The sequence below is a fragment of the uncultured Sneathiella sp. genome (assembly GCF_963973085.1).
GTDB lineage: Bacteria > Pseudomonadota > Alphaproteobacteria > Sneathiellales > Sneathiellaceae > Sneathiella.
Window position 1 is genome coordinate 24,876 of record NZ_CAXAXA010000009.1, and the last position, 20,518, is coordinate 45,393.

Sequence of the window (20,518 nt, forward strand, 5' to 3'; positions counted from 1 at the left end):
GTCGCGCTCACCTTTATGCTTGGAATTAGGCAATGATTAACAAAGTAAGTGTGATTGGCGCGGGCCAGATGGGCAATGGTATTGCCCATGTCCTGGCTGTTGCAGGGGTGGATGTGTTTCTCAAGGACATTTCCCGGGAACAGCTGGACAAGGCCTTGGGTACAATCGAGCATAACCTGCGACGACAAGTGGGGCGTGGCGCTCTTTCCGAGGCGGATATTACCAAGGCACTCTCTCACATCAATCCGGTCACGGACGATGGGCATCTTTCCGATGTGGATCTGGTGATTGAGGCGGCCACCGAGAACGAGGAGATCAAGAAGCAGATTCTCTCCGCTCTGGGGCCGCAGTTAAAGCCGGAAGCCATCATCGCCACGAACACATCATCCATTTCTGTCACCCGCCTTGCGGCGATTACGGACCGACCGGAAAAATTCATCGGCATGCATTTTATGAACCCGGTGCCGGTCATGCAATTGGTCGAACTGATCCGGGGCATTGCGACGAATGAGGAAACGTTTGAGACGATCAAGGATCTTGCGATCCGTCTCGATAAGACGCCAACGCCGGCAGAGGATTTTCCGGCCTTTATCGTCAACCGTATCCTGCTTCCGATGATCAACGAAGCGGTCTATACGCTGTATGAAGGTGTGGGCTCGGTTCGGGCGATCGATACGGCCATGCGCCTTGGTGCCAACCATCCGATGGGTCCGCTTCAACTGGCGGATTTTATCGGACTGGATGTTTGCCTGGCAATCATGCAAGTCCTGTACGAAGGGCTTGCGGACACCAAGTACCGCCCTTGTCCGCTTCTGGTTAAATATGTCGAGGCGGGCTGGCTTGGACGGAAATCCGGCCGTGGTTTTTATGACTATACCGGGGATGAACCGATCCCGACGCGTTAGGCTCCACCTTCGGAATCAAAAAACCCCGGAAGCCTGATCGGACCTCCGGGGTTTTTCTTTGGATTGTTTCGGGTTTAGTTGACTTCGAAAAGCCCTGCCGCACCCATGCCGCCACCGATACACATAGTAACAACAACATATTTCGCGCCCCGGCGTTTGCCTTCGATTAGTGCATGGCCTGTCAGACGCGCACCTGACATGCCAAATGGATGTCCAATGGAAATCGCACCGCCGTCAACATTGAGGAGGTCGTTCGGGATACCAAGCTTGTCACGGCAGTAGAGCACCTGCACAGCGAACGCTTCATTCAACTCCCAAAGGCCAATGTCGTCCATCTTGAGGCCATGACGTTTCAGCAGTTTTGGAACCGCAAAAACCGGACCGATACCCATCTCATCCGGCTCGCAACCCGCAACAACCAAACCGCGGTAGATTCCAAGCGGTTCGATATTGCGTTGCTCGGCGAGTTTGCTGTCCATAACAACACAGGCGGATGCTCCGTCGGAAAGCTGACTCGCATTCCCTGCCGTAATAAAGCAATCCTCACCCAGCACAGGTTTAAGGCTGGCCAGCCCTTCCAAGGTCGTGCTGGCACGATTACCTTCGTCCTGGGTCAGGGTGACTTCTTCATGAAGGGTCTCGCCGGTTTCCTTATTCTCCATTACCTTTACCGTCGTCATGGGAACGATTTCCTGATCGAACCGGCCCGCTTCCTGTGCGGCCGCCGTCCGCATCTGACTTTGGTAGCTGTACTCGTCCATGGCTTCGCGCGTGATACCATAGCGTGTTGCCACAGTTTCCGCCGTCTTCAGCATAGGATCATAGATGGAGGGTTTGTTTTCCAATAGCCATTCATTTTGCGCGTGGTAGCGGTTCATATGTTCATTCACAACAAGGCTGATGCTGTCCATGCCACCGGCGGCCATAACCGGGACTTTATCAACGATGATACGTTGCGCCGCCATCGAAATGGTTTGCAGCCCAGAGGAGCAGAACCGATTGACGGTGGTTCCGGACGATGTAACTGGTAGTCCCGCCCGCAGCAGGGCTTGACGCGCAATGTTTCCACCCGTCGCACCTTCCGGATTGGCGACGCCGAAGATGACATCTTCAACCTCTGCCGGATCAACGCCGGCGCGTTCGACGGCATGCTTGATAACATGTCCGCCCATGTCCGCCCCGTGCGTATTGTTGAAAGCACCGCGATATGCCTTGCCGATAGGGGTTCTGGCGGTGGATACGATAACGGCGTCTGCCATAAGAATTCTCCTCATTTGTTATTATTTATGCGCCCATGCCCTGTAACCACAGACGGGAATTACCCGCAATTCTATATAGACTGACGGCTAATGGAAAGGGTGAATTGCTGTCTTGCTGTGATGACCGCAACAACTTCACGAATTTGTTGGGCCTTGCTCTTATTCACAGGATTTCAAGAACTGACTCCGGGGGTCGGCCAATGCGGGCCTTGCCATTGGTAATCACGATCGGCCGTTCAATCAGTTTAGGGTGATCAATCATGGCCTTGATGAGGGCGTCGTCGCTTAGCGCCGGGTCGCCAAGGTTGTTGTCCTTGTATTCCGACTCGCCTTTTCGCATCAGTTCCCTGGGCTGCATATGCAGCATTTCCAGTATCTCCGTCAGCCGTTCTTTGGTGGGGGGAGATGTCAGATATTCCGTTACGTCCGGATCGATGCCCTTTCCCTGTAACAGGGCGAGCGTCTGACGGGATTTGCTGCAGCGGGGATTATGAAAAATTTCAACGGCCATTCTATATTCTACTCCGGAAGGTGTTGTGATTGTTCTGGAAGATGATTCAATATTTAACGCAGTGACGGCGTTTATACCAGCTTCTGATTGGCGGTCTTGTTGTGGCGTTCGAATTGATTGCTTGCCTGTTGGGGCGTGATTGCATATCTAAGCCGCATGACAGTTCACACAACAACTCAGAATAATACACAGAAATCCGGCGTAATGCTGCATTTTGGCTCCAAAATCGGGCTTGCAAATTGGCGCGGAATGACCACGCTGCTTTCCAAGGAAGTGCGTCGGTTCCTGAAGGTACCACTGCAAACCGTGCTTGCGCCGATGATGACGACAATTCTTTTCCTGGCAATATTCACACTGGCATTTGGCGGGAGCGAGCGGTATGTCGGCGATGTCTCCTATGCTAACTTTTTGGCGCCGGGCCTGATCATGATGGCCATTATCCAGAACTCCTTTGCCAACACGTCGTCGTCGATCCTGATTTCGAAAATTCAGGGCAATATCGTCGATATCCTGATGCCGCCGCTTTCCCCTGCGGAACTGACACTCGCCTATGTGCTTTCCGGGCTCGCCCGCGGGGTGGCCGTTGCGCTCGCTGTCGGAGCGGCCATGTGGGTTCTGATCGATATTTCCGTATATTCCTGGGTGGCGGTGATCTACTATACTATCGGTGCCGGGTTGATGTTGTCGTTGCTCGGGATGATTGCCGGGATTGTCTCGGAAAAGTTCGACCATATGGCGGCCATGACAAATTTTGTCATCATGCCGCTTTCCTTCCTTTCAGGGACATTTTATTCAATCGACCGTTTGACAGGAATTTGGTATCAGATCAGCCATCTTAATCCCTTTTTCTACATGATTGACGGTTTTCGGTATGGCTTTATCGGAACCTCCGACAGTTCCATCTGGGTTGGGGCGTTGCTAATCGCAAGTATCGACATATTGCTATATATCGCCGTCTGGGCATTGATAAGAAGCGGATATCGCCTGAAAGCCTGAAAATATCGTTTTCAACGCAAGAGTTTGATTGACAGGGCGCGGTCTCCTGTCAATACTTCCGCGCTTTCTGGCAGCGAATATTAGCCGGTTACCCTTTAGTTTCGTGGAGAAAGCATATGATTCCCGCATTATTGTCAAACTATGCTCCTGCCGATCTTTCCTTTGAGAAAGGGAAAGGTCCGTATCTCTATGGGAACGATGGCCGACGATATCTCGATTTTGCAGCGGGCATTGCAGTCAGCGGACTTGGACACGCGCACCCGAGGCTTGTTGCGGCATTGACAGAGCAGGCGCAGAAGCTCTGGCATGTGTCTAATCTTTTTCGGATTCCAGGGCAGGAAGAACTTGCGCGCAAGCTGGTTGATGCGACCTTTGCGGACGCTGTTTATTTCTGCAATTCCGGCGCTGAGGCCAATGAATGCGGAATTAAGATGGTGCGGAAGTATTTCAGCACAAATGGCCAGCCTGAAAAATACCGGATTATCGCATTTGAAAATTCCTTTCATGGCCGGACCCTGGCGACGATTGCCGCCGCCGGGCAAGAGAAGCTTCTGGCTGGATTCGGACCAGTAGTGGATGGGTTCGACCATGTCCCCGTCGGTGATATTGAGGCGGTGAAAGCGGCGATTACAGATGAAACAGCCGCAATCCTGATTGAGCCGGTACTGGGCGAGGGCGGCATACAAGTCGTTGAGCCCGAATTTATGCGCGCGCTTCGAACATTGTGCGATGAGCGGGACCTTCTCCTGATGCTGGATGAGATCCAGACTGGCATGGGAAGGACAGGCAAGCTCTTCGCCTATGAACACGCTGGCATTAAACCTGATATTCTGACCTCAGCAAAGGCGCTGGGCGGCGGGTTCCCTGTTGGCGCCTGCCTCGCCGTGGAGAAAGTAGCAAAGGCCATGACTGTCGGGAGCCATGGCTCCACCTATGGCGGCAACCCACTTGCCATGGCCGTCGCCGGTACCGTCGTCGATGTTATGTCCGAAAAAGGCTTCATGGATCATGTTGTGGAGATGGGGAATCATCTTAAGCAGGGAATAGTCGGTGTTATCGATCGTCACCCGGACATCCTTGAGGAAATTCGTGGAATTGGATTGCATCTCGGCCTGAAATGCAAGGTGGAGAACACGCTGGTGAGTAACAAATTGCTGGAACTTGGCGTCTTGACGGCCAAAGGCGGGGATAATGTTGTTCGTCTCCTGCCGCCGCTGATTATTGAGGATGCCGAGGTGTCAGAGTTTATTAATTTGCTGGATGAGGCCTGCACGGAGCTTGAGAATGGCTAACCCACTTCATTTTCTTGATCTGAACGCGCTTTCGAAAGCGGACGTGCGCGGAATTATCGATGACGGCATCGCGTTAAAACGTGCGCGTGCGGATTTACCGAAGGGCACAATGGATAAGGAGGCACCGCTCAAAGGCCTCACCCTCGCCACGATTTTCGAGTTTCCGTCAACCCGAACCCGTGTTTCCTTTGATATGGCGATGCGTCAACTGGGGGGGCATACAATTGTCCTGAACAGCAATGATATGCAGCTGGGGCGCGGAGAAACGATTGCAGATACGGCTCGGGTTCTCTCGCGTTATGTGGACGCGATCATGATCCGGACAGACGAGCATGCGAAATTGCTTGAGCTTGCTGAATATGCGAGCGTGCCGGTTATCAATGGCCTGACGAATGACAGTCATCCTTGTCAGCTGATGGCCGACGTCATGACGTTTGAAGAGCATCGCGGGCCGATCAAGGACAAGATTGTCACTTGGTGCGGCGATGGAAATAACATGGTGACCTCCTGGATCCACGCGGCGGGACTGTTTGATTTTGAATTCCGGATTGCTTGCCCGGAAGAGCTGTTGCCGGATCAAAGGGCGCTTGACTGGGCGAAGGAGGCGGGGGCAACAGTACATGTCACCCGGGACGCGGCTGAGGCGGCATCAGGTGCGAATTGCATCGTTGCGGATACTTGGGTTTCGATGGGAGATGATGTTTCCAATCGCCATAATCTGCTGGCGCCTTATCAGGTGGACGAAGCCCTGATGGCCCGCGCGGCGAATGATGCCATTTTCATGCACTGCCTGCCGGCGCATCGTGGTGAAGAAGCGACGGCGGCCGTCATGGACGGCCCGCAATCGGTTATCTTTGATGAGGCGGAAAATCGCCTTCACGCGCAAAAAGCCGTGCTTCGCTGGTGTCTTGGCGCGAATTGATATTTCACTTGAACGAGAAAGAGACCTTATGACCGACGCGGGTCAGAGAATAATCACTGATAACGTTATCCAGCCGTTCCAGATGGCGAAAGCCGGGGTGAGGGGGCGAGTTGTCCGGATGGGAAGTGTCGTTGACTCCATTCTTAACCGGCATGGATATCCGGAGGCTGTTGGCCGGTTTCTGGGGGAAGGACTGGTGCTGGCCGCCATGCTCGGCGGCGCTCTCAAGTTTGATGGTATCTTTACGGTGCAGACCAAAGGGGACGGTGCGATTAGCATGATTGCCGCGGATATGACAACACCGGGCGATATGCGAGGCTACGCGTCATTCGACCCCGAAAAACTGGACGAGAAGGCGGCTGAAGGCAGTTCGCTGAACGTCAAGGAATACCTTGGTAACGGCTATGCCGCCTTTACCATCGACGCCGGTGAAGAGCACAAAAGATATCAGGGGATCGTTGATCTTGAAGGGGACAGTCTTGCCGCCTGCATGGAGAATTATTTCGATAAGTCGGAACAGATCGATACATTACTGCGAGTTGCCATCGAGAAAAGCGATGGAAAGTGGCGCGCAGGCGGCTTAATGATCCAGCGGTTGCCGGATGAGAATGCAACTGAATTCAATCAGGATCGGGAGGAAGAGAACTGGCGAAATGCACAGGCCCTTGCCGGTACAATTACGGCGCAGGAGCTGACCAGTCCGATCCTCAAGTCCGCCGAGTTGCTGTATAAGCTTTTTCATGAGGATGGGGTCTGGCTTTATGAACCACAGGAACTTCAGGATCAGTGCAGCTGTAGCGCCGAGCGAGTAATGAATACGTTGAAAACTTTCGGGGGGTCGGACATGGAAGATATGGCAGTGGATGGTGTAATCACGGTTGATTGCCAGTTCTGTTCCAGCAAATATGAGATACGGGTTGATGATATTATCTGACGTACGCTAGGAGGCAGCCCTTAAACACAGGGTTGAACTTCTTCTACAGACCGTAATAGAGTGTATTCGGTTTAATTCCTTTCAAGGTGAGAGTAAAATGGCTGGCCTTCGCCGTCTTCTGACAATCGTTACCCTCCTGCTGCCAACCCTTCTTTTCGGTTGTGCCGCCCCACCTCCGAACCCTGTCTATCCGGAGATTACTTTTCAGCATCTCAATCCGCTTTATCTTAATGTGGGTGAAATAAAGATTGTGGATGAGTTTACGCCGCCTCTCAAGCCACCGCATGTTGAACATGAGCTTCCCGTTTCCATTGATCAGACCGTACGGAACTGGGTGCGGGATCGTTTGCGGACTACCGGCAATAGCGGTGCGGTGGCGACTGTGACCATCAAGGACGCGAGTGCTGTTGAAAAGGGACTGGATAAGGAAACCGGGCTTAAGGGGCTTATAACGAAGGACCAGTCCGAACTTTATGAATTTCATGTATTAGTGGAGCTCAAGATTACGGAAATATCTGGTTCCTCTGCATTTGTAACAGCCGAGGCAACACGTACAAAATCCGTTGCCGAAGGGATTACGCTGAACCAGCGTGAAAAAACTTACTTTAACCAGGTGGAAGCCCTGATGAGAGCGTTTGACCCGGAAATGGAAAAGAATATCCGAACCTTTATGGGCGCGTATCTGAGATAACAGAAAGCGACGCGATAAAACCTTAAGCTGAGCTCACACCATTCCAAGACAGTGCACTATGGAAAAAACAAAGTTCAAACGATTGATCTAGTAAAATGAAAGAGTCAGGTTCATCAACCTCGGAACGGATGTTGGAAACAGCGGGGCGATTGTTTGCCGACAGAGCATTTGACTCCGTTTCAACCCGCGAGATTGCTGCTGCGGCCAGCGTAAACTTGTCCGCCATTTCCTATCATTTTCATAATAAGGAAGGCCTCTATCGGGCGGTATTCGAGAAGATCGTCCGCGATCTGAAGCCGGTCCGGGTGAGCCTGGCGCTTGTGCTTGAAAACCAGCTCGCAGCGGCCAGTGAGGACCGCAAAGCCTATGCCGAGACTGTTACGCTATTCGTCTCCCGTCTTGTCGACAGCGCTATTTCACCCGTTACGCGCTGGCGCATGCGCCTGATCAAGCGGGAAATTGAGATGCCAACAGACTGCTTCCAGATCATCATGGAAGGGCATATCAATGTTATTCACGACTTGCTGGGTATCCTGGTCTCTAAAATATCCGGAGAATCGCCGACGAGTGAGAATGTCAGACTTGAAGCCATGTCCATTCTCGCGATCTGCCTGCAATACGCGCTGAATGAAGAGATGGTTAAGGCGCGAATGGGATGGACGGACATTGGCCCCCGTGAAATTGAAAGGATAAAAACCTCCATGGCGGAGATGGTTCTGCGGTCTCTTAATCTCGGGGATTATATCGATCGCGTCAGGATAGAGTAATCGCTTGATTTGACCGCTTAGCGCTGCCAGAACCGCCGTGAGAACAGGACCAGTACGGTAAATAGTTCGAGCCGTCCCAAGAGCATACCGAGCGACATTAGCCATTTTGCCGGATCTGACAGGGATTTAAAGGTCCCGGACGGGCCGACCGTTTCACCGAGGCCTGGCCCGACATTGGTGATGGCAGTTCCCGCACTTGAAATTGCCGTCAGAAAATCAAGGCCCGTCAGGCCGAGTGCGATTGTGAGAAGCGCAAATATAGCAAGAAACAAAAAGACAAAGCTGGTCACCGATATAATTGTCTCTTCAGGCAGAATCTGGCCATTATAGTGAGGCTTGAAAATCCCGCTGGGCCGGATCAGCTGCATGAACTGGCAACGAACGGTTTCGACGAGGATCTGGATACGGAACACCTTGATGCTGCAGGTTGTAGAGCCCGCACAGCCTCCGATAAACATGAAGAAGAAAAAAGCGGCAGTCCCGAATCCACCCCAACTGCTATAGTCGACGGTCGCATATCCTGTGCCGGTGATAATGGATGTCACGTTAAAGGTGGCATGTCGCAAGGCAATCCAGAAAGGAATACTTTCGTTCAGTATTTGCCATATTATCATAATGATAATGCCGAAAAGGATGATGGTGAGAAACCATCTGATCTGACTGTCCATCAGAAAGCTTCCTGGTTTGCCCTTGACGACGTGGAGATACATGAGGAAGGGCAACGCTCCCATAATCATAAAAACGACCATGATGCTTTCAACAAGGGGGCTTTCGAAATTTCCGGCGGACTGATCCGATGTCGAAAAACCTCCTGTGGATATGGTTGTCATGGCATGGGTTGCTGCATCAAACAGGCTCATGCCCGTCATCCATAGCGACATTGTACAGATCAGACTGAGTATCAGGTAGATATAGCTGATGGCCTTGACGATATCGGCAACCCGTGGCAAGGCTTTCTCAGATGTCACCTCCGATGTTTCCATGCGGAAAAGCTGCATCCCGCCGATCCGGAGCAATGGCATAATGGCAATCGCCATAACAATAATGCCGATGCCGCCAAACCATTGTAGCAGCGCCCGCCACATGAGAATGCCGGGCGGTGCCGTATCAAGGCCCGTTAATACGGTTGATCCGGTAGTTGTCAGGCCCGACATAGCTTCAAAAAAAGCATCCGTGTAGGAAACGTTCATTTCGCCGAAAGCAAATGGGAGAGCTGCAGCTGCCGGCATTACGATCCAGACGGCGGTTGTCAGAATAAAGGCCTGCTGACGCCCGAGCTCAAGGCTGCCGCCTCGGTTGGAGAGGAATAGACCGCCGCCTGCAAATACGGAAACAGCGGCGGCGACAAGAAAGACCTGCCAGTCATTATGTCCGACGAACAGATCCACCATCGCCGGAATAATCATGGCGAGCCCGACAATCACAAGCAGGATACCGAGAATGGCGAGAATCAGGCGATAATTACTCACGGCGCGGCCGCACTCAGCCTTTGTCGAGAAACGCGAGCAGTTCGCGCCGCGTTATGTCGGATCGGCGGAAGATACCAAGCATGGTGCTGGTGATCATGGTGACGCCATCCTTGTGAACGCCGCGTGTTGTCATACATTGGTGGGCACTTTCGATAACAACGGCAACTCCCTTTGGCTGGAGCGTTCGTTCGATGGTTTCCGCAATTTGCCGGGTCAGTTTTTCCTGTATCTGCAAGCGTTTGGAATAGGCGTCCACGACACGCGCCAGCTTTGATATGCCGACGACCCGATTACTTGGCATATAGGCAACATGGGCAACACCAATGATGGGGACCATGTGATGCTCACAGTAGCTTTCAACGCGAATGTCTTTCAGAACAACCATCTCATCATAACCGTTCACTTCCTCGAAGGTGCGGGACAGATAGGTGTCTGGATCTTCATTATATCCGGCAAAAAACTCAAGGTAGGACCGTGTCACACGATCAGGGGTGCCTTTCAATCCTTCGCGGGCCGGATCATCTCCAGCCCAACGGATTAACGTGCGGACAGCTTCTTCCGCTTCCTGTTTTGTAGGTTTTTTTTGCACCGGCTTCTCCGGATGAGATTGTTTGTTCATTTCTGGACTTTTCGCAAGGCGCCGTCTGCTTTTGTTAATGTACGGACGACATTGAATCTGGACTGTCAAGTGAGAAGGCCGGAATATCGACCGCGAATATCTTGCCTTCTTCTGATTCCATATCATAGGAACCGACCATTATGCCCGATGAGGTGGAAAGGGGCGTTCCGCTGGTATATTCGTAAACATCACCGGGCGCAAGAACAGGCTGTTCGCCTATAACTCCCTCTCCGTCGACCGTCTCCGTATGGCCGTCCGCATTGGTAATGCGCCAATGGCGATTTCTAAGGGTTACGGATCTGCTTCCCTGATTTTCAATTCTGACCTGATAGGCCCAGACATACAATCCGTCAGCAGGGCGCGATCGCTCGGTCAAATAGACGGGCGTCACCGAAACCATGATGTTCTCGGTAATTTTGCTATAGGCCGCCCCGCCCATCATGATATCCCCCTACGTTGTGTTTCCGGTTACATACTTAATCTGAATATTGCGTTCCAGGAACAATTTGTCCAGTAAATCGGTTTGGGGGGATGGAAGAAGCGGAGGAAAACTCTCTCGATCCCCCTTTAACTAGCCGTTCTGATGACTAAGCGCATAACCGAGATCATCGATCAGATCGTCCACATCTTCCAGACCAACGGATAACCTTAAAAGGTTTTCCGTTATGCCCAGTTCCTGCTTAGTCGCTTCGTCAACGCTGGAATGGGTCGTTGTTGTCGGATGGGTAATCAGTGATTTTGCGTCCCCAAGGTTATTGCTTATGTCGATCAGGGACAGGCGGTTGAGAACGGTAAAGGCGTCCTCCTGACTACCGGCCACTTCAAATGCAACAAGGGTTCCGCCGCGCGCCATCTGCCGCTTCGCCAGGGCATGATGGGGGTGAGTTTCGCTACCCGGATACAAAACGCGTGTAATCGCCGGATGATAGCTTAGGAAGGCAGCCACTTTCTCCGCGTTATCACATTGCTTCTCGACGCGCAGTTCAAGCGTCTCCAGCCCTTTCAACAGGTTCCAGGCGTTGAACGGACTGAGGGCGGGACCGGTGTGCTTGAGATAGGGGGCAAGGGTGTCTTCGACAAATTCCTCTGACCCGAGAACGATACCGCCAAGGCAGCGGCCCTGACCATCAATATGCTTCGTCGCGGAATATACAACGATATCCGCTCCCAATGTGATCGGATGCTGTAAAATGGGGGTTGCGAAGACATTATCCACAACGACTTTTGCGTCGACTTTATGGGCCAGATCCGAAATTGCCGCGATGTCCATGATTTCCAGCGCCGGGTTGGACGGGGTCTCGAAGAATACGCAGGCCGTCTTCTCAGTGACGGCGTTCTTCCATTGATCAATGTCGGTTCCGTCAATCAGGGTAACCTCAACCCCGAATCTCGGAAGAATTGTCTCGATAATATACAGACAGGACCCGAACAGAGCCTTCGGTGCCACCACATGATCTCCGGCTTTCAGTTGTGACATCAAGGCGCCATTAACCGCGGCCATGCCGCTTGCTGTTGCGCGGGCAGCCACAGCGCCTTCTTCCAGCATGATCATGCGTTCTTCAAACATGGAGAGGGTGGGATTGGCGTAGCGGGAGTAGATATAGCCGTCATTTTCTCCTTTGAAACGCCCGGCGGCCTGTTCTGCGCTGTCATAGACAAAGCCGGAATTCATGAAGATGGCTTCGGATGTTTCATTAAACTGGGAGCGCTTGGTGCCGCCGCGCACCAGCTTTGTCGCGGTCCGGTATTCCGATGTGCGGATCGGTGCTGTCTCTTTTTTCTCTGTCATCTTATCCTCGAGGCATAAAAAAACCCCGACCATCGATCAGGGTTCATACGAGCCCCGACCTTTTAGCGTTTCTATTAACGTGGCCGCAAGCCGGTCGGCACAAATCACCACGGGAAAATCATTATCGCCATGGGCTGAGGCTGTCAAGAATTTCTGTTGCGGACCTCTGGTTCTTTCTGTAGTTACTGAAGTTGCGCGGGCGTAGCTCAATGGCAGAGCAGAAGCTTCCCAAGCTTACGACGAGGGTTCGATTCCCTTCGCCCGCTCCAGATAACGTAACAATTTCAATATATTATACTTGTACAAAATTATCGGTTATTTCAATTTAGATTCCGTATAGCAAATGGCTAGCAAAAATAAAGAAACTGAGGGTATCAAGCGGAGAGGTTAGCCATATGAAGTGGGATACTTTCTTGCCTTAGTAGTCGATATCAAGGTACGTAACATATGTAGAAGGACCACTGACAGCTTTTCACTAGACCAGTCTTGCCAAGGTTAGGGTCGTGAGTTCGAATCTCATCGCCCGCTCCAATTTTCGCAATAAATACAGATGATTACTCTGACGTTAAGGTGTTTATTGTGCTACCCAGTTGCACAGTCGATAATATGGGTAGCGTATGGGTAGCTTCAGAAATCAACAAAGATCAACTGCGATCGGTATTGAAGGCATCGAATCAGTTGGTGACGGAGGTATTTCTACCGTGATGAGCGAAATAGTGAACTGTGATGGCAAAATTGGCATTGTCTGCAGATACTCACCGAAGCTTCCGCTCAATCCTTCATTTTTGTCCCTTTGCTACGTATTTCTCAAGTGATGTCTTTACTGTTGAGTCTAGGTGATCGTGCCATTTCGTTGGCTTCTATGCTCCTTTGGCCATCGGTGAAAATATCTTGGTTAGCAACAAGTTCGTATAATTTTCCTGCCCCCTAGTTTTGAAGGCGCGCCGTTTTATCGGCTGCACCCGCCGTCACAACCGACCTTCCGCTCCATATCCGTGAAGGCAATTGCTCCGGCGTGCTGTCAGCCAAGCCTCTCCTTGCATCAAAACAAGGAGACAGAAAATGACGAATACATATCATGCAACCCCCTACGATATTTCCGCCACCGGGTTTTATTTCGAAACCTATGAGGAATACGCAAGAAGAGCAGCTTTGCACCGCAATAGCTATGGTGATCCCGTTGAGGAATATGAAATCCAGTTTATCGAGGGTGATAATTACAAGCTCTTCGAAGCCCTGAGCGTTCATCAGGCAAACTTGAAACAATGGTTTGATGATTTTGAACACCTTCAAAACGATGATCAGATCAAAGCGATTTACCTCGCCGAAGATTTGAGCTGTTATATGGACGATATTCTGGACAGGCTGGAGGATGTTATCCTGTTCGACGGCACTGCAGAAGAATATGCCGAAGCCTACCTGGAGGATACAGGCTTACTCGATCAAATCCCGGAAAATCTCCGATATTATTTCGATATTAAAGCCTTTGCCCGAGATCTGGTTCTGGGCGGGGATATTACCGAGCTTGAGATTAATGGCAGGACATATACTGTTCAGGCCTACTAAGGCCTGAACATACGGCCACCTAATTCCAAGTCGAATTTTCCGCAGTAATTAAACAAAATTCCCTACAAAACGGCACGTCATTCTTTACGTTCTCTCAGCAGATCGGATGGCTTAATTTCCAACACGTCTGCGATCCGTCCTACGACATCGATGCTTGCCGCATAGACGCATCGTTCAAGCGAACTGATGTAGGTTCGATCCAAGTCAGCCTGATGCGCAAGCTCTTCCTGCGAAAGGCCCTTGGCCTTCCGATATTTCTTTAGATTGGCCGCAAAAGTTTCCCGTATCTGCATAGAGGACAGAAAACGCATTTGCGGAGTATTCGACCACGGAGTATTCTCTACATATTGGAAAAGACTGAAATTATTGAGCAACTTTCAAAGAGGCGATGATGCAAGAATTCAGGGAATACCCACCAGACTCTGAAACTGTGACGCCCTACGACAGGCAATGTTTCAAGCTTTATATCATGTTGCTGGAAGCGGATGCCTTTGGAGCGGTGTGGGATGAGGCATACGAGTGGGCTTTTGGCCGAGACATAGGAAAAATTCCAGAAACCGCTCGCTGCCAGTATTTTGCGCACTTACAACGCGCAAAGTGGATGACGGAACATGGATATCGACAGTTGCTCTGAAACAAAAGAATATTGCGGAGCTACATTTAGTATCGGCGAAGCTTGCTTCTTGGCAAAGGCTATTCGATAGAAATGTCACGCAACGTTGTGTCCGCTTTGTGCTGTGATCTCAACCGATCATTGCAACACATTAGTTAAATTTGTCAGCTGGTGTTTCAAATTGCAATGTCTTTCTTGGGCGTTCATTTAGCTGGCGAGCAATGCTGTTGAGATGGGTCTGTGAGTGCACTGATAAATCAGTTCCTTTTGGAAGATATTGCCTGAGCAACCGGTTGGTGTTTTCGTTAGAACCGCGCTGCCACGGACTTTGCGGATCGCAAAAGTACACATCAATATCAGTCGCCATTGTAAGCCGCTTGTGGTCAGCCAATTCCTTGCCTCGATCCCAGGTCAGGGACTTGTAGAGTTCACGCGGCAGTTTATGGGATTGTTTTATCAAGGCCGACACGACGCTTTGTGTGTCCTTGTTTGCTACCTTGACCAGCATGACATAGCGGGAATGACGTTCAACAAGAGTAGCTATATAACTGTTTCTTGATCCGCCAATAAGATCCCCTTCCCAATGGCCGGGAACAGCCCGATCTTCCACGCTGGCCGGTCTTTCCCTGATCGATACAGCATCTTTGATCCGGCCAAGACCGTCACGCTTCAGGCTGGCATGCTTGGAACGGCGTATCGTGCGTTTCGAGCGAAGATACTGCATCAGTTCCTTCTTCAGCACGCCGCGTGCCTGAACAAACAGGCTTCGATAGATTGTCTCATGTGACACCTGATTGTGCTCTTCGTTTGGATACCTTCGTTTCAACCAACCGGCAATCTGCTCCGGTGACCAATGGATTGTAAGCTTGTTTGATATAACACGTTGCAACAGTTTGTTCGTCGACAGCTTACAACGCTTTGGTCTCAGTGCCCGAACCCAAGCCTGGTTCTCAGCATCAACAGTACGATAGTTATCATAACCGCCATTCCGACTGATCTCACGACTGACGGTCGAGGCTGATCGACAAAGCTCTTGTGCAATTGAGCGTATAGAATGCAAGGCTGCAATGCCTCGCGAGATCAATTCGCGTTCACCAAGTGTCAGCGCCAACCGTGACCGCTTTCGCTCTGGTGGGCGAATGCCACCCGTGCGAGAAAGCAAAGGATAAATCGAAGATGAATCCCGGTCAAACCCACGACCGATAGAACTCATTGATTCACCGCGCTGCCAGCGATCCCATATCTCCGACCTTTGTTCATTCGTAAAATAGATCCGACGTCTGTAACTCATAACAACACTCCATCTTTTCATTAAAGATTAAAGTGTTGCGTCGACCTGTTGAGATCACCGTCATAAGCGGCCTCTATTTGGCTTCTGGAAAACCGTCTGCTTCCGACCCTAAACCAGACCTCAAATTTTCACCGCCGCCGCGGCCCTTCTTGAACCCCCGATCTCCCTTAATAAAGGCCGTCAGTATATGCGGGATGAGATCGGTGAGAGCTTCTCGTCGCCCATATTCTTTCTCATATGCGGCAGCATAGTCAGCCAGCAGCGCCCTCAACTCAGCGCTGGCATTGAAAGTGATCTTCGTTGTTTCCCGATCCGGCAATTTGCCAAGTTTAAGCGGTGCCATGGTCACTGCCCCTCCTTTTCCATCGGTGCCAGGATTATATCCTTATGGACAATTATTCTGATCGGCCAGCCGGGTCGGACAGTGATGGTTGGCTCAATATCGAGCATGCGTTCGACAATATTCTGACCGGCATTATGGGTATTTTGTTGAGTGCTTTCCCGAATGGCTCTAACGAGATCTGACTCACTTGTTCCAAAACTCAATTCCGTGCCGACACCCAGCAAGGTGGAAAGTCCGATACCCTGGAGGAGTTCCCAGGTATGAAAGTCGACCTCATCGGCAACGCCTGCATAACCGGCCATATCCGTGCCTGGCAGATTATCAATCACGATGGAGCTACCATCGGGCCGGATAATCCGCTGCCAGACAATGAGGGCCCGATTCTGTCCAAAAGCGATACTGCTGTCATACCTGCCGATCAGCCGCGTACCTTGCGGAATAAGAAGATGCTGGCCGGTGACAGTGTCAAAAACCTGCTCTGTGACCTGGGCAATGATAGTACCCGGTAAATCGGAATTAAGCCCAGTGATAAGGCTCGCCGCAATAACAGTCCCTGCCATCAACTGATAAGGCGAGGCAGGCGTCTTCATGGCATGCTGATTGTATATGCTGCCGTCGGGCAGGTTCTCCAGAAACGCGGTTTTACTGTTTGGATCAGTGGAACCGGATCCAGCCGGCTGTGCCGATCCTCCTTGAAACGCCGCCAACGCGGCAAAAGGATCAAACGGAGTTCCGGCGCGTGCTGAAGTTGGTTTGTCGCCGCCATCACCCCTCGTATTGCCAAGCAATACTTGCTTATTCTGAAGAACGAAGAAGACGCCAGCTTCTTTTGCCTTGGCGGCGAGCCGGGCCAGACGAATGCGCTCAGCCCGCCTAAAATCTTCTTCGGGATCGGGTTTATAAGAGGGAAGTGGGCGCCGCTCCACGGGGACGATCTTGAGATCCCGTTCCATTTGCGTAATTGACGCGCCGAGATCACCGGGATTGGGTGGTCCCAGTTTGCGGATGCCGTCATAGGTTGAGGGAAGGGTCTCAATACCCGCCGGACCCTGATTACGATGGATATCGATTAACTCGGTGCGGTTGCCGTTACTCCAGTTGGGCGGATCAAGGGCGAACAATACGGCCCCGAAGAGCAGCGCAAGGATAAGAGCGGCTCCTATAAACAAGACTTTGCGGCTGATCCGGGTGATCGGTCGTGGCCTGGCGTGCAGTTCCAAGGTCTCAGGGTCGATTTTACTGTGCGGATTATCTGTCATAATTCCGCTCCCAATCGGTGGCGGCCTTTGGGCCCACCGGTTCGATTGCGTCTGTCCGGGTAATGCGAACAATTTGCTGTGGCTCTGTGCCCAATCTGAGTTCTGCCGCTGCAAACAATCGATCGACAATATAGTAGCTGCCGCGAATGCGATAATTAACCAAAGCCGGCTTGCCGTCCGGACCGGCAATAAACAGTGGTGGTGCGTCGCCCTGGCTTAAACCCGATGGGAACTGCAGATACACCTTCTTGCCATCATCGAAGGCTCGCAGCGGCGCCCAGGGCGCATCTCCCTCTATTTGGTAGCGAAACTTTAGTTGCTCGAGATTCAGACCATTGTCGATGATCAGGTTCGCTTGCTTTTGTAGAGCCGCATTCCTTTTATTGATCGCCATAAGATCGGATTGCGGATAGCTCCAGGAGACAGAAGCCATATAAGTCTCTTCAATTGACTGCAGTTCCAGATGATAGGTCCTCCGATCGGTGGCGATCACCAGATTGGTTTGAAGATCGGTGGCGATAGGCTTTACCAGAATATGAACCTGAGCGGTATCGCCGGAACCGCTTTGGGTATCACCAACAACCCAACGCACGGTATCGCCGGCGGAGACAGAGACCAATGTCTCTCCGGGCTCCAACGCGATATCGGAGACTTGATTGACGGCGGCGTAGAGCTGATACAATGCGCCCTTGGTAAAGGGATAGGTTTGCATGGCGTTGATATAGCCTTCCAGGGAAGGTTCGATCTTGGCCGCCTCATTTGCCTCGAAGACCGTCGTTTCTGGCCATTGCTCAGCGATGTGAGGCTTGCTAGCTGCCGTCGGCATCTTCTTTAACTGACCGGGTAGCGGCAGAGGCTTCGATAAAGTCACGACTTTTACCGGAGGTTCCGGCTCCGTTCTATAGTGAGCCGCTTCAAAGTCGAGATTATCATATTTTATCTTCGGGACGCTCGGGGCTGTGCAGGCAGATAGAGAAAAAGCGAGAACGGCAATGCTGACGCCGGCAGATTGAAAAGTTGGCTTGTAGGTCATTTTGGATCTCCCGTGATGGATTTGGACGGAGACGGTATTTGGCGCCGTGGCGTTTGTTGCGGTCGCACCACCTCGAGTTCGCGGGACCAGTTAAGACTGGTCACATAGATTCCGAGCGGGTTCTTGCGGAGGGTGTTGGCGTCGCGCGGTGGATTGATCTGGACGGTTGCGAGCGCCGTCCAGCGCTCCGTGGTGGCGAGAGAGCCATTGATATAGCGCCGCTCTACCCAGCGTATCTGAAAGCTTGTATCTGACGCCCGGACGATGCTGGTGACATCAATGGCCACAGTCTGCTCACCGACTAACGAGAAGGGATCCGCTTTTTGCGCATATTCATTGAGGCTATTGGCGGCGTGCTTGGTGACATAGTCATAGGCCTGCAGCCAGTTTTGCCGGACAATGATCGGATCGATGGGCAGGGACCGTACTTTCTCAATAAAGCTTGCGAGATGAAAAGCGATCTGCGCATCCGTTGGCTGATACGTCTCAACGGCCGAGCGGACGGCGCGCGCGGCCCCGCGTGCTTCCAGTTCGACCACATAGGGGACGATATGCGAGCGACCGGCCTGCCAGATGACGCCGCCAGACAAAATAAGCGAGAGGCCCAGGGTTCCGAAGGCCATCCATCGCCAGTTTCTGGCTTGTACCAGGGCAGATCCCATACGGGCATCCCAAACCTGACCAGCTTTTTGATAGGATGTGATGGGTTCTGGTGTTCGCCCATATCGGTTTCCGGGTCGTTTGAAGATCATGCTGCTGTCCTCGTAAATTGGTCATTCATTGGTCTGCTCTTCTCAGTTGTCGGGGTCGAGTTTGGGGCCTTCGCTTGAGCCGCCTTGATCGCCCTCGCGCAATGTCTGGGCCGCGACCATGCCGGCCTCACGCAGGCGTTGGCGGCGGTGCATCTGCTTTGCCCAGGCTGGTTGCCCCGAACCACTGGCAGACGCCACAACGCCCGCGCCGCGACCTGATGTCTGGCTGGTTGCCTTTGCCGAGGTCGAAGATCCCGCCGCCCGGAAACCTTCTGCCTGCCCGGATTTAAACGCATCACTCACGGGAGCCGTCATACGTGACGCAGCATTCTTTATGGGTCCACCGACGGTCGCTTTCGCTGCTCCAGAGACGCCGCCGCTCTGAAACCCCGCACTGGTACGGCCCGCGACGGAAGCCGCCGCTGAAACACTGCCTTTGGCAAGGTTCGATCCGCCTCGCATGGCCCCAAGCGCCATGGCGCCAGCCGCGACACCGGCACCGGCAAGACCAGCGGCGGTGCCAGCAGCGGCTCCCGCGCCCAGTTGCGGTGCCCCAGAAACCAGCCCGGCGGCAATGCTCGGAGCAAAGATAGCGAGGCCAAAGACGGCGATGGCGGCTAGAATAAGCGAGGCGGCATATTGCAAGGTGATATCGCCTGTGGGCGGCGTGATGATCTCGGCAAAAATCGAGGAACCAATGCCGACAACGATGGCGAGCACCATCAGTTTGATACCAGCAGTGATGACATTGCCGAGCACCCTTTCGGCAAGGAAGGCGGTCTTGCCAAACAGGGCAAATGGCACCAACACAAAGCCGGCCAGGGTTGTCAGCTTGAACTCGATGATGGTGATAAAGAGCTGTACTGCCAGGACGAAGAACGCGAGCAGAACAATGGCCCAGGCGAGGAGCAGGACAAGGATGGTGGTGACGTTATTGAAAAAAGTCGTAAAGCCGATCAACTCGCCAGCGGCTTCCAACAGAGGCCAGGCGGCAGTGAAGCCGGTCGCGGCGACAAAGCCCGGCCGCATCAACTGATCTGGGCCGAAGGGGGCGTCACTGGCTTTAAGGCCGAGATCGGCAAAGCTTGCGAACACGAGGTCGGTCAGCCATTGGAAATTATTAAGGATGAGCGCAAAGAAGCCCACATAAAGGATTTTCTTGATCAGCTGTGCCGCCAAATTATCTTCGCCCAGCAAAGCCCAGAAGAGACCGGCCAGAACAATATCGATGGCGACTAGGATCGAGACCAGAAACGCCACGTCGCCCGAGAGCAGGCCAAAGCCGCTTTCAATATACAGGACGAAGGTCTGGGTAAAACGGTCAATGATATTGAGATTATTCATGGCAATGTTTTTCTGCTGCGGGCTTTAGTGAGAAGGACTGTAGGGTCGCGAAATGTTTTGCTACCACTCTGTTTATTGACTCATTTGAAAAACCGGGCCGAAGCCGGGGAGGGCAACTCCGGCCCGGTCATCTACCACCAATCTGCGTGGGCGGGGCACATCA

General features: G+C 52.3%; 22 protein-coding genes, 1 tRNA gene and 1 riboswitch. Of the genes, 10 read left to right on the forward strand and 13 right to left on the reverse strand.

What is annotated here, in order from left to right; translation table 11 throughout:
- Positions 1–32: 32 nt before the first annotated feature.
- The gene (locus AACZ19_RS17120) at positions 33–905 is read left to right on the forward strand and encodes a 3-hydroxybutyryl-CoA dehydrogenase (protein ID WP_339635731.1); all 873 of its coding nucleotides are present in this window, start codon (positions 33–35) and stop codon (positions 903–905) included.
- 74 nt (positions 906–979) lie between these two features.
- On the opposite strand, the gene AACZ19_RS17125 is transcribed toward AACZ19_RS17120, so the two are convergent.
- Both AACZ19_RS17125 and arsC read right to left on the reverse strand, forming a co-directional pair.
- The gene (locus AACZ19_RS17125; protein WP_339635732.1) at positions 980–2,164 is read right to left on the reverse strand and encodes an acetyl-CoA C-acyltransferase; all 1,185 of its coding nucleotides are present in this window, start codon (positions 2,162–2,164) and stop codon (positions 980–982) included.
- A gap of 163 nt (positions 2,165–2,327) precedes the next feature.
- On the reverse strand, positions 2,328–2,675 hold the full coding sequence (gene arsC / locus AACZ19_RS17130) for an arsenate reductase (glutaredoxin) (RefSeq protein WP_339635733.1): 348 nt from the start codon (positions 2,673–2,675) through the stop codon (positions 2,328–2,330).
- Positions 2,676–2,831: 156 nt separating this feature from the next.
- On the opposite strand from arsC, the gene AACZ19_RS17135 reads away from it, so the two are divergent.
- The 6 genes from AACZ19_RS17135 to AACZ19_RS17160 all read left to right on the forward strand — a co-directional run bounded on the left by AACZ19_RS17135 (position 2,832) and on the right by AACZ19_RS17160 (position 8,277).
- Positions 2,832–3,671: an ABC transporter permease gene (locus AACZ19_RS17135; RefSeq protein ID WP_339635734.1), complete on the forward strand. Its 840-nt coding sequence runs from the start codon at positions 2,832–2,834 to the stop codon at positions 3,669–3,671.
- 116 nt (positions 3,672–3,787) lie between these two features.
- Positions 3,788–4,963, forward strand: a complete 1,176-nt coding sequence (locus tag AACZ19_RS17140; RefSeq protein ID WP_339635735.1) for an aspartate aminotransferase family protein — start codon at positions 3,788–3,790, stop codon at positions 4,961–4,963.
- The gene (argF, locus tag AACZ19_RS17145; protein WP_339635736.1) at positions 4,956–5,885 is read left to right on the forward strand and encodes an ornithine carbamoyltransferase; all 930 of its coding nucleotides are present in this window, start codon (positions 4,956–4,958) and stop codon (positions 5,883–5,885) included. The genes AACZ19_RS17140 and argF overlap by 8 nt, the downstream gene beginning before the upstream one ends.
- A 28-nt stretch (positions 5,886–5,913) precedes the next feature.
- Positions 5,914–6,819 (forward strand): Hsp33 family molecular chaperone HslO, encoded by a 906-nt coding sequence (locus AACZ19_RS17150; protein ID WP_339635737.1) that lies wholly within the window; start codon positions 5,914–5,916, stop codon positions 6,817–6,819.
- A 97-nt stretch (positions 6,820–6,916) separates the two neighbouring features.
- Positions 6,917–7,510, forward strand: a complete 594-nt coding sequence (locus AACZ19_RS17155; protein ID WP_339635738.1) for a hypothetical protein — start codon at positions 6,917–6,919, stop codon at positions 7,508–7,510.
- A 95-nt stretch (positions 7,511–7,605) separates the two neighbouring features.
- On the forward strand, positions 7,606–8,277 hold the full coding sequence (locus AACZ19_RS17160) for a CerR family C-terminal domain-containing protein (protein ID WP_339635739.1): 672 nt from the start codon (positions 7,606–7,608) through the stop codon (positions 8,275–8,277).
- 17 nt (positions 8,278–8,294) lie between these two features.
- On the opposite strand, the gene AACZ19_RS17165 is transcribed toward AACZ19_RS17160, so the two are convergent.
- From AACZ19_RS17165 to metZ, 4 genes are all read right to left on the reverse strand, one after another.
- On the reverse strand, positions 8,295–9,746 hold the full coding sequence (locus tag AACZ19_RS17165) for a TrkH family potassium uptake protein (protein WP_339635740.1): 1,452 nt from the start codon (positions 9,744–9,746) through the stop codon (positions 8,295–8,297).
- A 13-nt stretch (positions 9,747–9,759) separates the two neighbouring features.
- Entirely contained in the window at positions 9,760–10,335 is a 576-nt protein-coding gene (folE, locus tag AACZ19_RS17170) for a GTP cyclohydrolase I FolE (protein ID WP_339635741.1), read from the reverse strand.
- A 64-nt stretch (positions 10,336–10,399) separates the two neighbouring features.
- Positions 10,400–10,807: a Co2+/Mg2+ efflux protein ApaG gene (gene apaG, locus AACZ19_RS17175; RefSeq protein ID WP_339635742.1), complete on the reverse strand. Its 408-nt coding sequence runs from the start codon at positions 10,805–10,807 to the stop codon at positions 10,400–10,402.
- Positions 10,808–10,936: 129 nt separating this feature from the next.
- Positions 10,937–12,154 carry an O-succinylhomoserine sulfhydrylase gene (gene metZ / locus AACZ19_RS17180; protein ID WP_339635743.1) on the reverse strand — a complete coding sequence of 406 codons (1,218 nt, stop codon included), beginning with the start codon at positions 12,152–12,154 and terminating at the stop codon, positions 10,937–10,939.
- 42 nt (positions 12,155–12,196) lie between these two features.
- Positions 12,197–12,275, reverse strand: a riboswitch (SAM riboswitch).
- Between the two features lie 74 nt (positions 12,276–12,349).
- Here metZ and AACZ19_RS17185 point away from each other — a divergent pair.
- Positions 12,350–12,423, forward strand: a tRNA-Gly gene (locus tag AACZ19_RS17185).
- 793 nt (positions 12,424–13,216) lie between these two features.
- Positions 13,217–13,720, forward strand: coding sequence for an antirestriction protein ArdA (locus AACZ19_RS17190; protein WP_339635744.1), 504 nt, complete (start codon positions 13,217–13,219; stop codon positions 13,718–13,720).
- 77 nt (positions 13,721–13,797) lie between these two features.
- Here AACZ19_RS17190 and AACZ19_RS17195 read toward each other — a convergent pair whose 3' ends face one another.
- Positions 13,798–14,013 (reverse strand): helix-turn-helix transcriptional regulator, encoded by a 216-nt coding sequence (locus AACZ19_RS17195; protein WP_339635745.1) that lies wholly within the window; start codon positions 14,011–14,013, stop codon positions 13,798–13,800.
- A 95-nt stretch (positions 14,014–14,108) separates the two neighbouring features.
- On the opposite strand from AACZ19_RS17195, the gene AACZ19_RS17200 reads away from it, so the two are divergent.
- On the forward strand, positions 14,109–14,354 hold the full coding sequence (locus AACZ19_RS17200) for a DUF2285 domain-containing protein (protein ID WP_339635746.1): 246 nt from the start codon (positions 14,109–14,111) through the stop codon (positions 14,352–14,354).
- Positions 14,355–14,484: 130 nt separating this feature from the next.
- Here the strand turns inward: AACZ19_RS17200 and AACZ19_RS17205 are convergent, their stop codons facing one another.
- From AACZ19_RS17205 to trbL, 6 genes are all read right to left on the reverse strand, one after another.
- On the reverse strand, positions 14,485–15,624 hold the full coding sequence (locus AACZ19_RS17205; protein ID WP_339635747.1) for an IS30 family transposase: 1,140 nt from the start codon (positions 15,622–15,624) through the stop codon (positions 14,485–14,487).
- Between the two features lie 73 nt (positions 15,625–15,697).
- Complete coding sequence (locus AACZ19_RS17210; RefSeq protein WP_339635748.1) at positions 15,698–15,967, reverse strand: DUF2274 domain-containing protein; 270 nt, start codon at positions 15,965–15,967, stop codon at positions 15,698–15,700.
- A 2-nt stretch (positions 15,968–15,969) separates the two neighbouring features.
- Positions 15,970–17,226, reverse strand: coding sequence for a TrbI/VirB10 family protein (locus tag AACZ19_RS17215; RefSeq protein WP_339635749.1), 1,257 nt, complete (start codon positions 17,224–17,226; stop codon positions 15,970–15,972).
- The gene (gene trbG / locus AACZ19_RS17220) at positions 17,216–18,259 is read right to left on the reverse strand and encodes a P-type conjugative transfer protein TrbG (RefSeq protein WP_339635750.1); all 1,044 of its coding nucleotides are present in this window, start codon (positions 18,257–18,259) and stop codon (positions 17,216–17,218) included. The genes AACZ19_RS17215 and trbG overlap by 11 nt, the downstream gene beginning before the upstream one ends.
- Positions 18,256–19,011 carry a conjugal transfer protein TrbF gene (gene trbF, locus AACZ19_RS17225; RefSeq protein ID WP_339635751.1) on the reverse strand — a complete coding sequence of 252 codons (756 nt, stop codon included), beginning with the start codon at positions 19,009–19,011 and terminating at the stop codon, positions 18,256–18,258. Before trbF ends, trbG begins: the two co-directional genes overlap by 4 nt.
- A 42-nt stretch (positions 19,012–19,053) precedes the next feature.
- Positions 19,054–20,355, reverse strand: a complete 1,302-nt coding sequence (gene trbL, locus AACZ19_RS17230; RefSeq protein ID WP_339635752.1) for a P-type conjugative transfer protein TrbL — start codon at positions 20,353–20,355, stop codon at positions 19,054–19,056.
- Positions 20,356–20,518 lie beyond the last annotated feature (163 nt).

Excerpts from the sequence above, each read along its gene's own strand:
- AACZ19_RS17120 (WP_339635731.1), top strand. The coding sequence starts at position 33 with ATGATTAACAAAGTAAGTGTGATTGGCGCGGGCCAGATGGGCAATGGT.
- AACZ19_RS17125 (WP_339635732.1), bottom strand. The coding sequence starts at position 2,164 with ATGGCAGACGCCGTTATCGTATCCACCGCCAGAACCCCTATCGGCAAG.
- arsC (WP_339635733.1), bottom strand. The coding sequence starts at position 2,675 with ATGGCCGTTGAAATTTTTCATAATCCCCGCTGCAGCAAATCCCGTCAG.
- AACZ19_RS17135 (WP_339635734.1), top strand. The coding sequence starts at position 2,832 with ATGACAGTTCACACAACAACTCAGAATAATACACAGAAATCCGGCGTA.
- AACZ19_RS17140 (WP_339635735.1), top strand. The coding sequence starts at position 3,788 with ATGATTCCCGCATTATTGTCAAACTATGCTCCTGCCGATCTTTCCTTT.
- argF (WP_339635736.1), top strand. The coding sequence starts at position 4,956 with ATGGCTAACCCACTTCATTTTCTTGATCTGAACGCGCTTTCGAAAGCG.
- AACZ19_RS17150 (WP_339635737.1), top strand. The coding sequence starts at position 5,914 with ATGACCGACGCGGGTCAGAGAATAATCACTGATAACGTTATCCAGCCG.
- AACZ19_RS17155 (WP_339635738.1), top strand. The coding sequence starts at position 6,917 with ATGGCTGGCCTTCGCCGTCTTCTGACAATCGTTACCCTCCTGCTGCCA.
- AACZ19_RS17160 (WP_339635739.1), top strand. The coding sequence starts at position 7,606 with ATGAAAGAGTCAGGTTCATCAACCTCGGAACGGATGTTGGAAACAGCG.
- apaG (WP_339635742.1), bottom strand. The coding sequence starts at position 10,807 with ATGATGGGCGGGGCGGCCTATAGCAAAATTACCGAGAACATCATGGTT.
- metZ (WP_339635743.1), bottom strand. The coding sequence starts at position 12,154 with ATGACAGAGAAAAAAGAGACAGCACCGATCCGCACATCGGAATACCGG.
- AACZ19_RS17190 (WP_339635744.1), top strand. The coding sequence starts at position 13,217 with ATGACGAATACATATCATGCAACCCCCTACGATATTTCCGCCACCGGG.
- AACZ19_RS17195 (WP_339635745.1), bottom strand. The coding sequence starts at position 14,013 with ATGCAGATACGGGAAACTTTTGCGGCCAATCTAAAGAAATATCGGAAG.
- AACZ19_RS17200 (WP_339635746.1), top strand. The coding sequence starts at position 14,109 with ATGATGCAAGAATTCAGGGAATACCCACCAGACTCTGAAACTGTGACG.
- AACZ19_RS17205 (WP_339635747.1), bottom strand. The coding sequence starts at position 15,624 with ATGAGTTACAGACGTCGGATCTATTTTACGAATGAACAAAGGTCGGAG.
- AACZ19_RS17210 (WP_339635748.1), bottom strand. The coding sequence starts at position 15,967 with ATGGCACCGCTTAAACTTGGCAAATTGCCGGATCGGGAAACAACGAAG.
- AACZ19_RS17215 (WP_339635749.1), bottom strand. The coding sequence starts at position 17,226 with ATGACAGATAATCCGCACAGTAAAATCGACCCTGAGACCTTGGAACTG.
- trbG (WP_339635750.1), bottom strand. The coding sequence starts at position 18,259 with ATGACCTACAAGCCAACTTTTCAATCTGCCGGCGTCAGCATTGCCGTT.
- trbF (WP_339635751.1), bottom strand. The coding sequence starts at position 19,011 with ATGATCTTCAAACGACCCGGAAACCGATATGGGCGAACACCAGAACCC.
- trbL (WP_339635752.1), bottom strand. The coding sequence starts at position 20,355 with ATGAATAATCTCAATATCATTGACCGTTTTACCCAGACCTTCGTCCTG.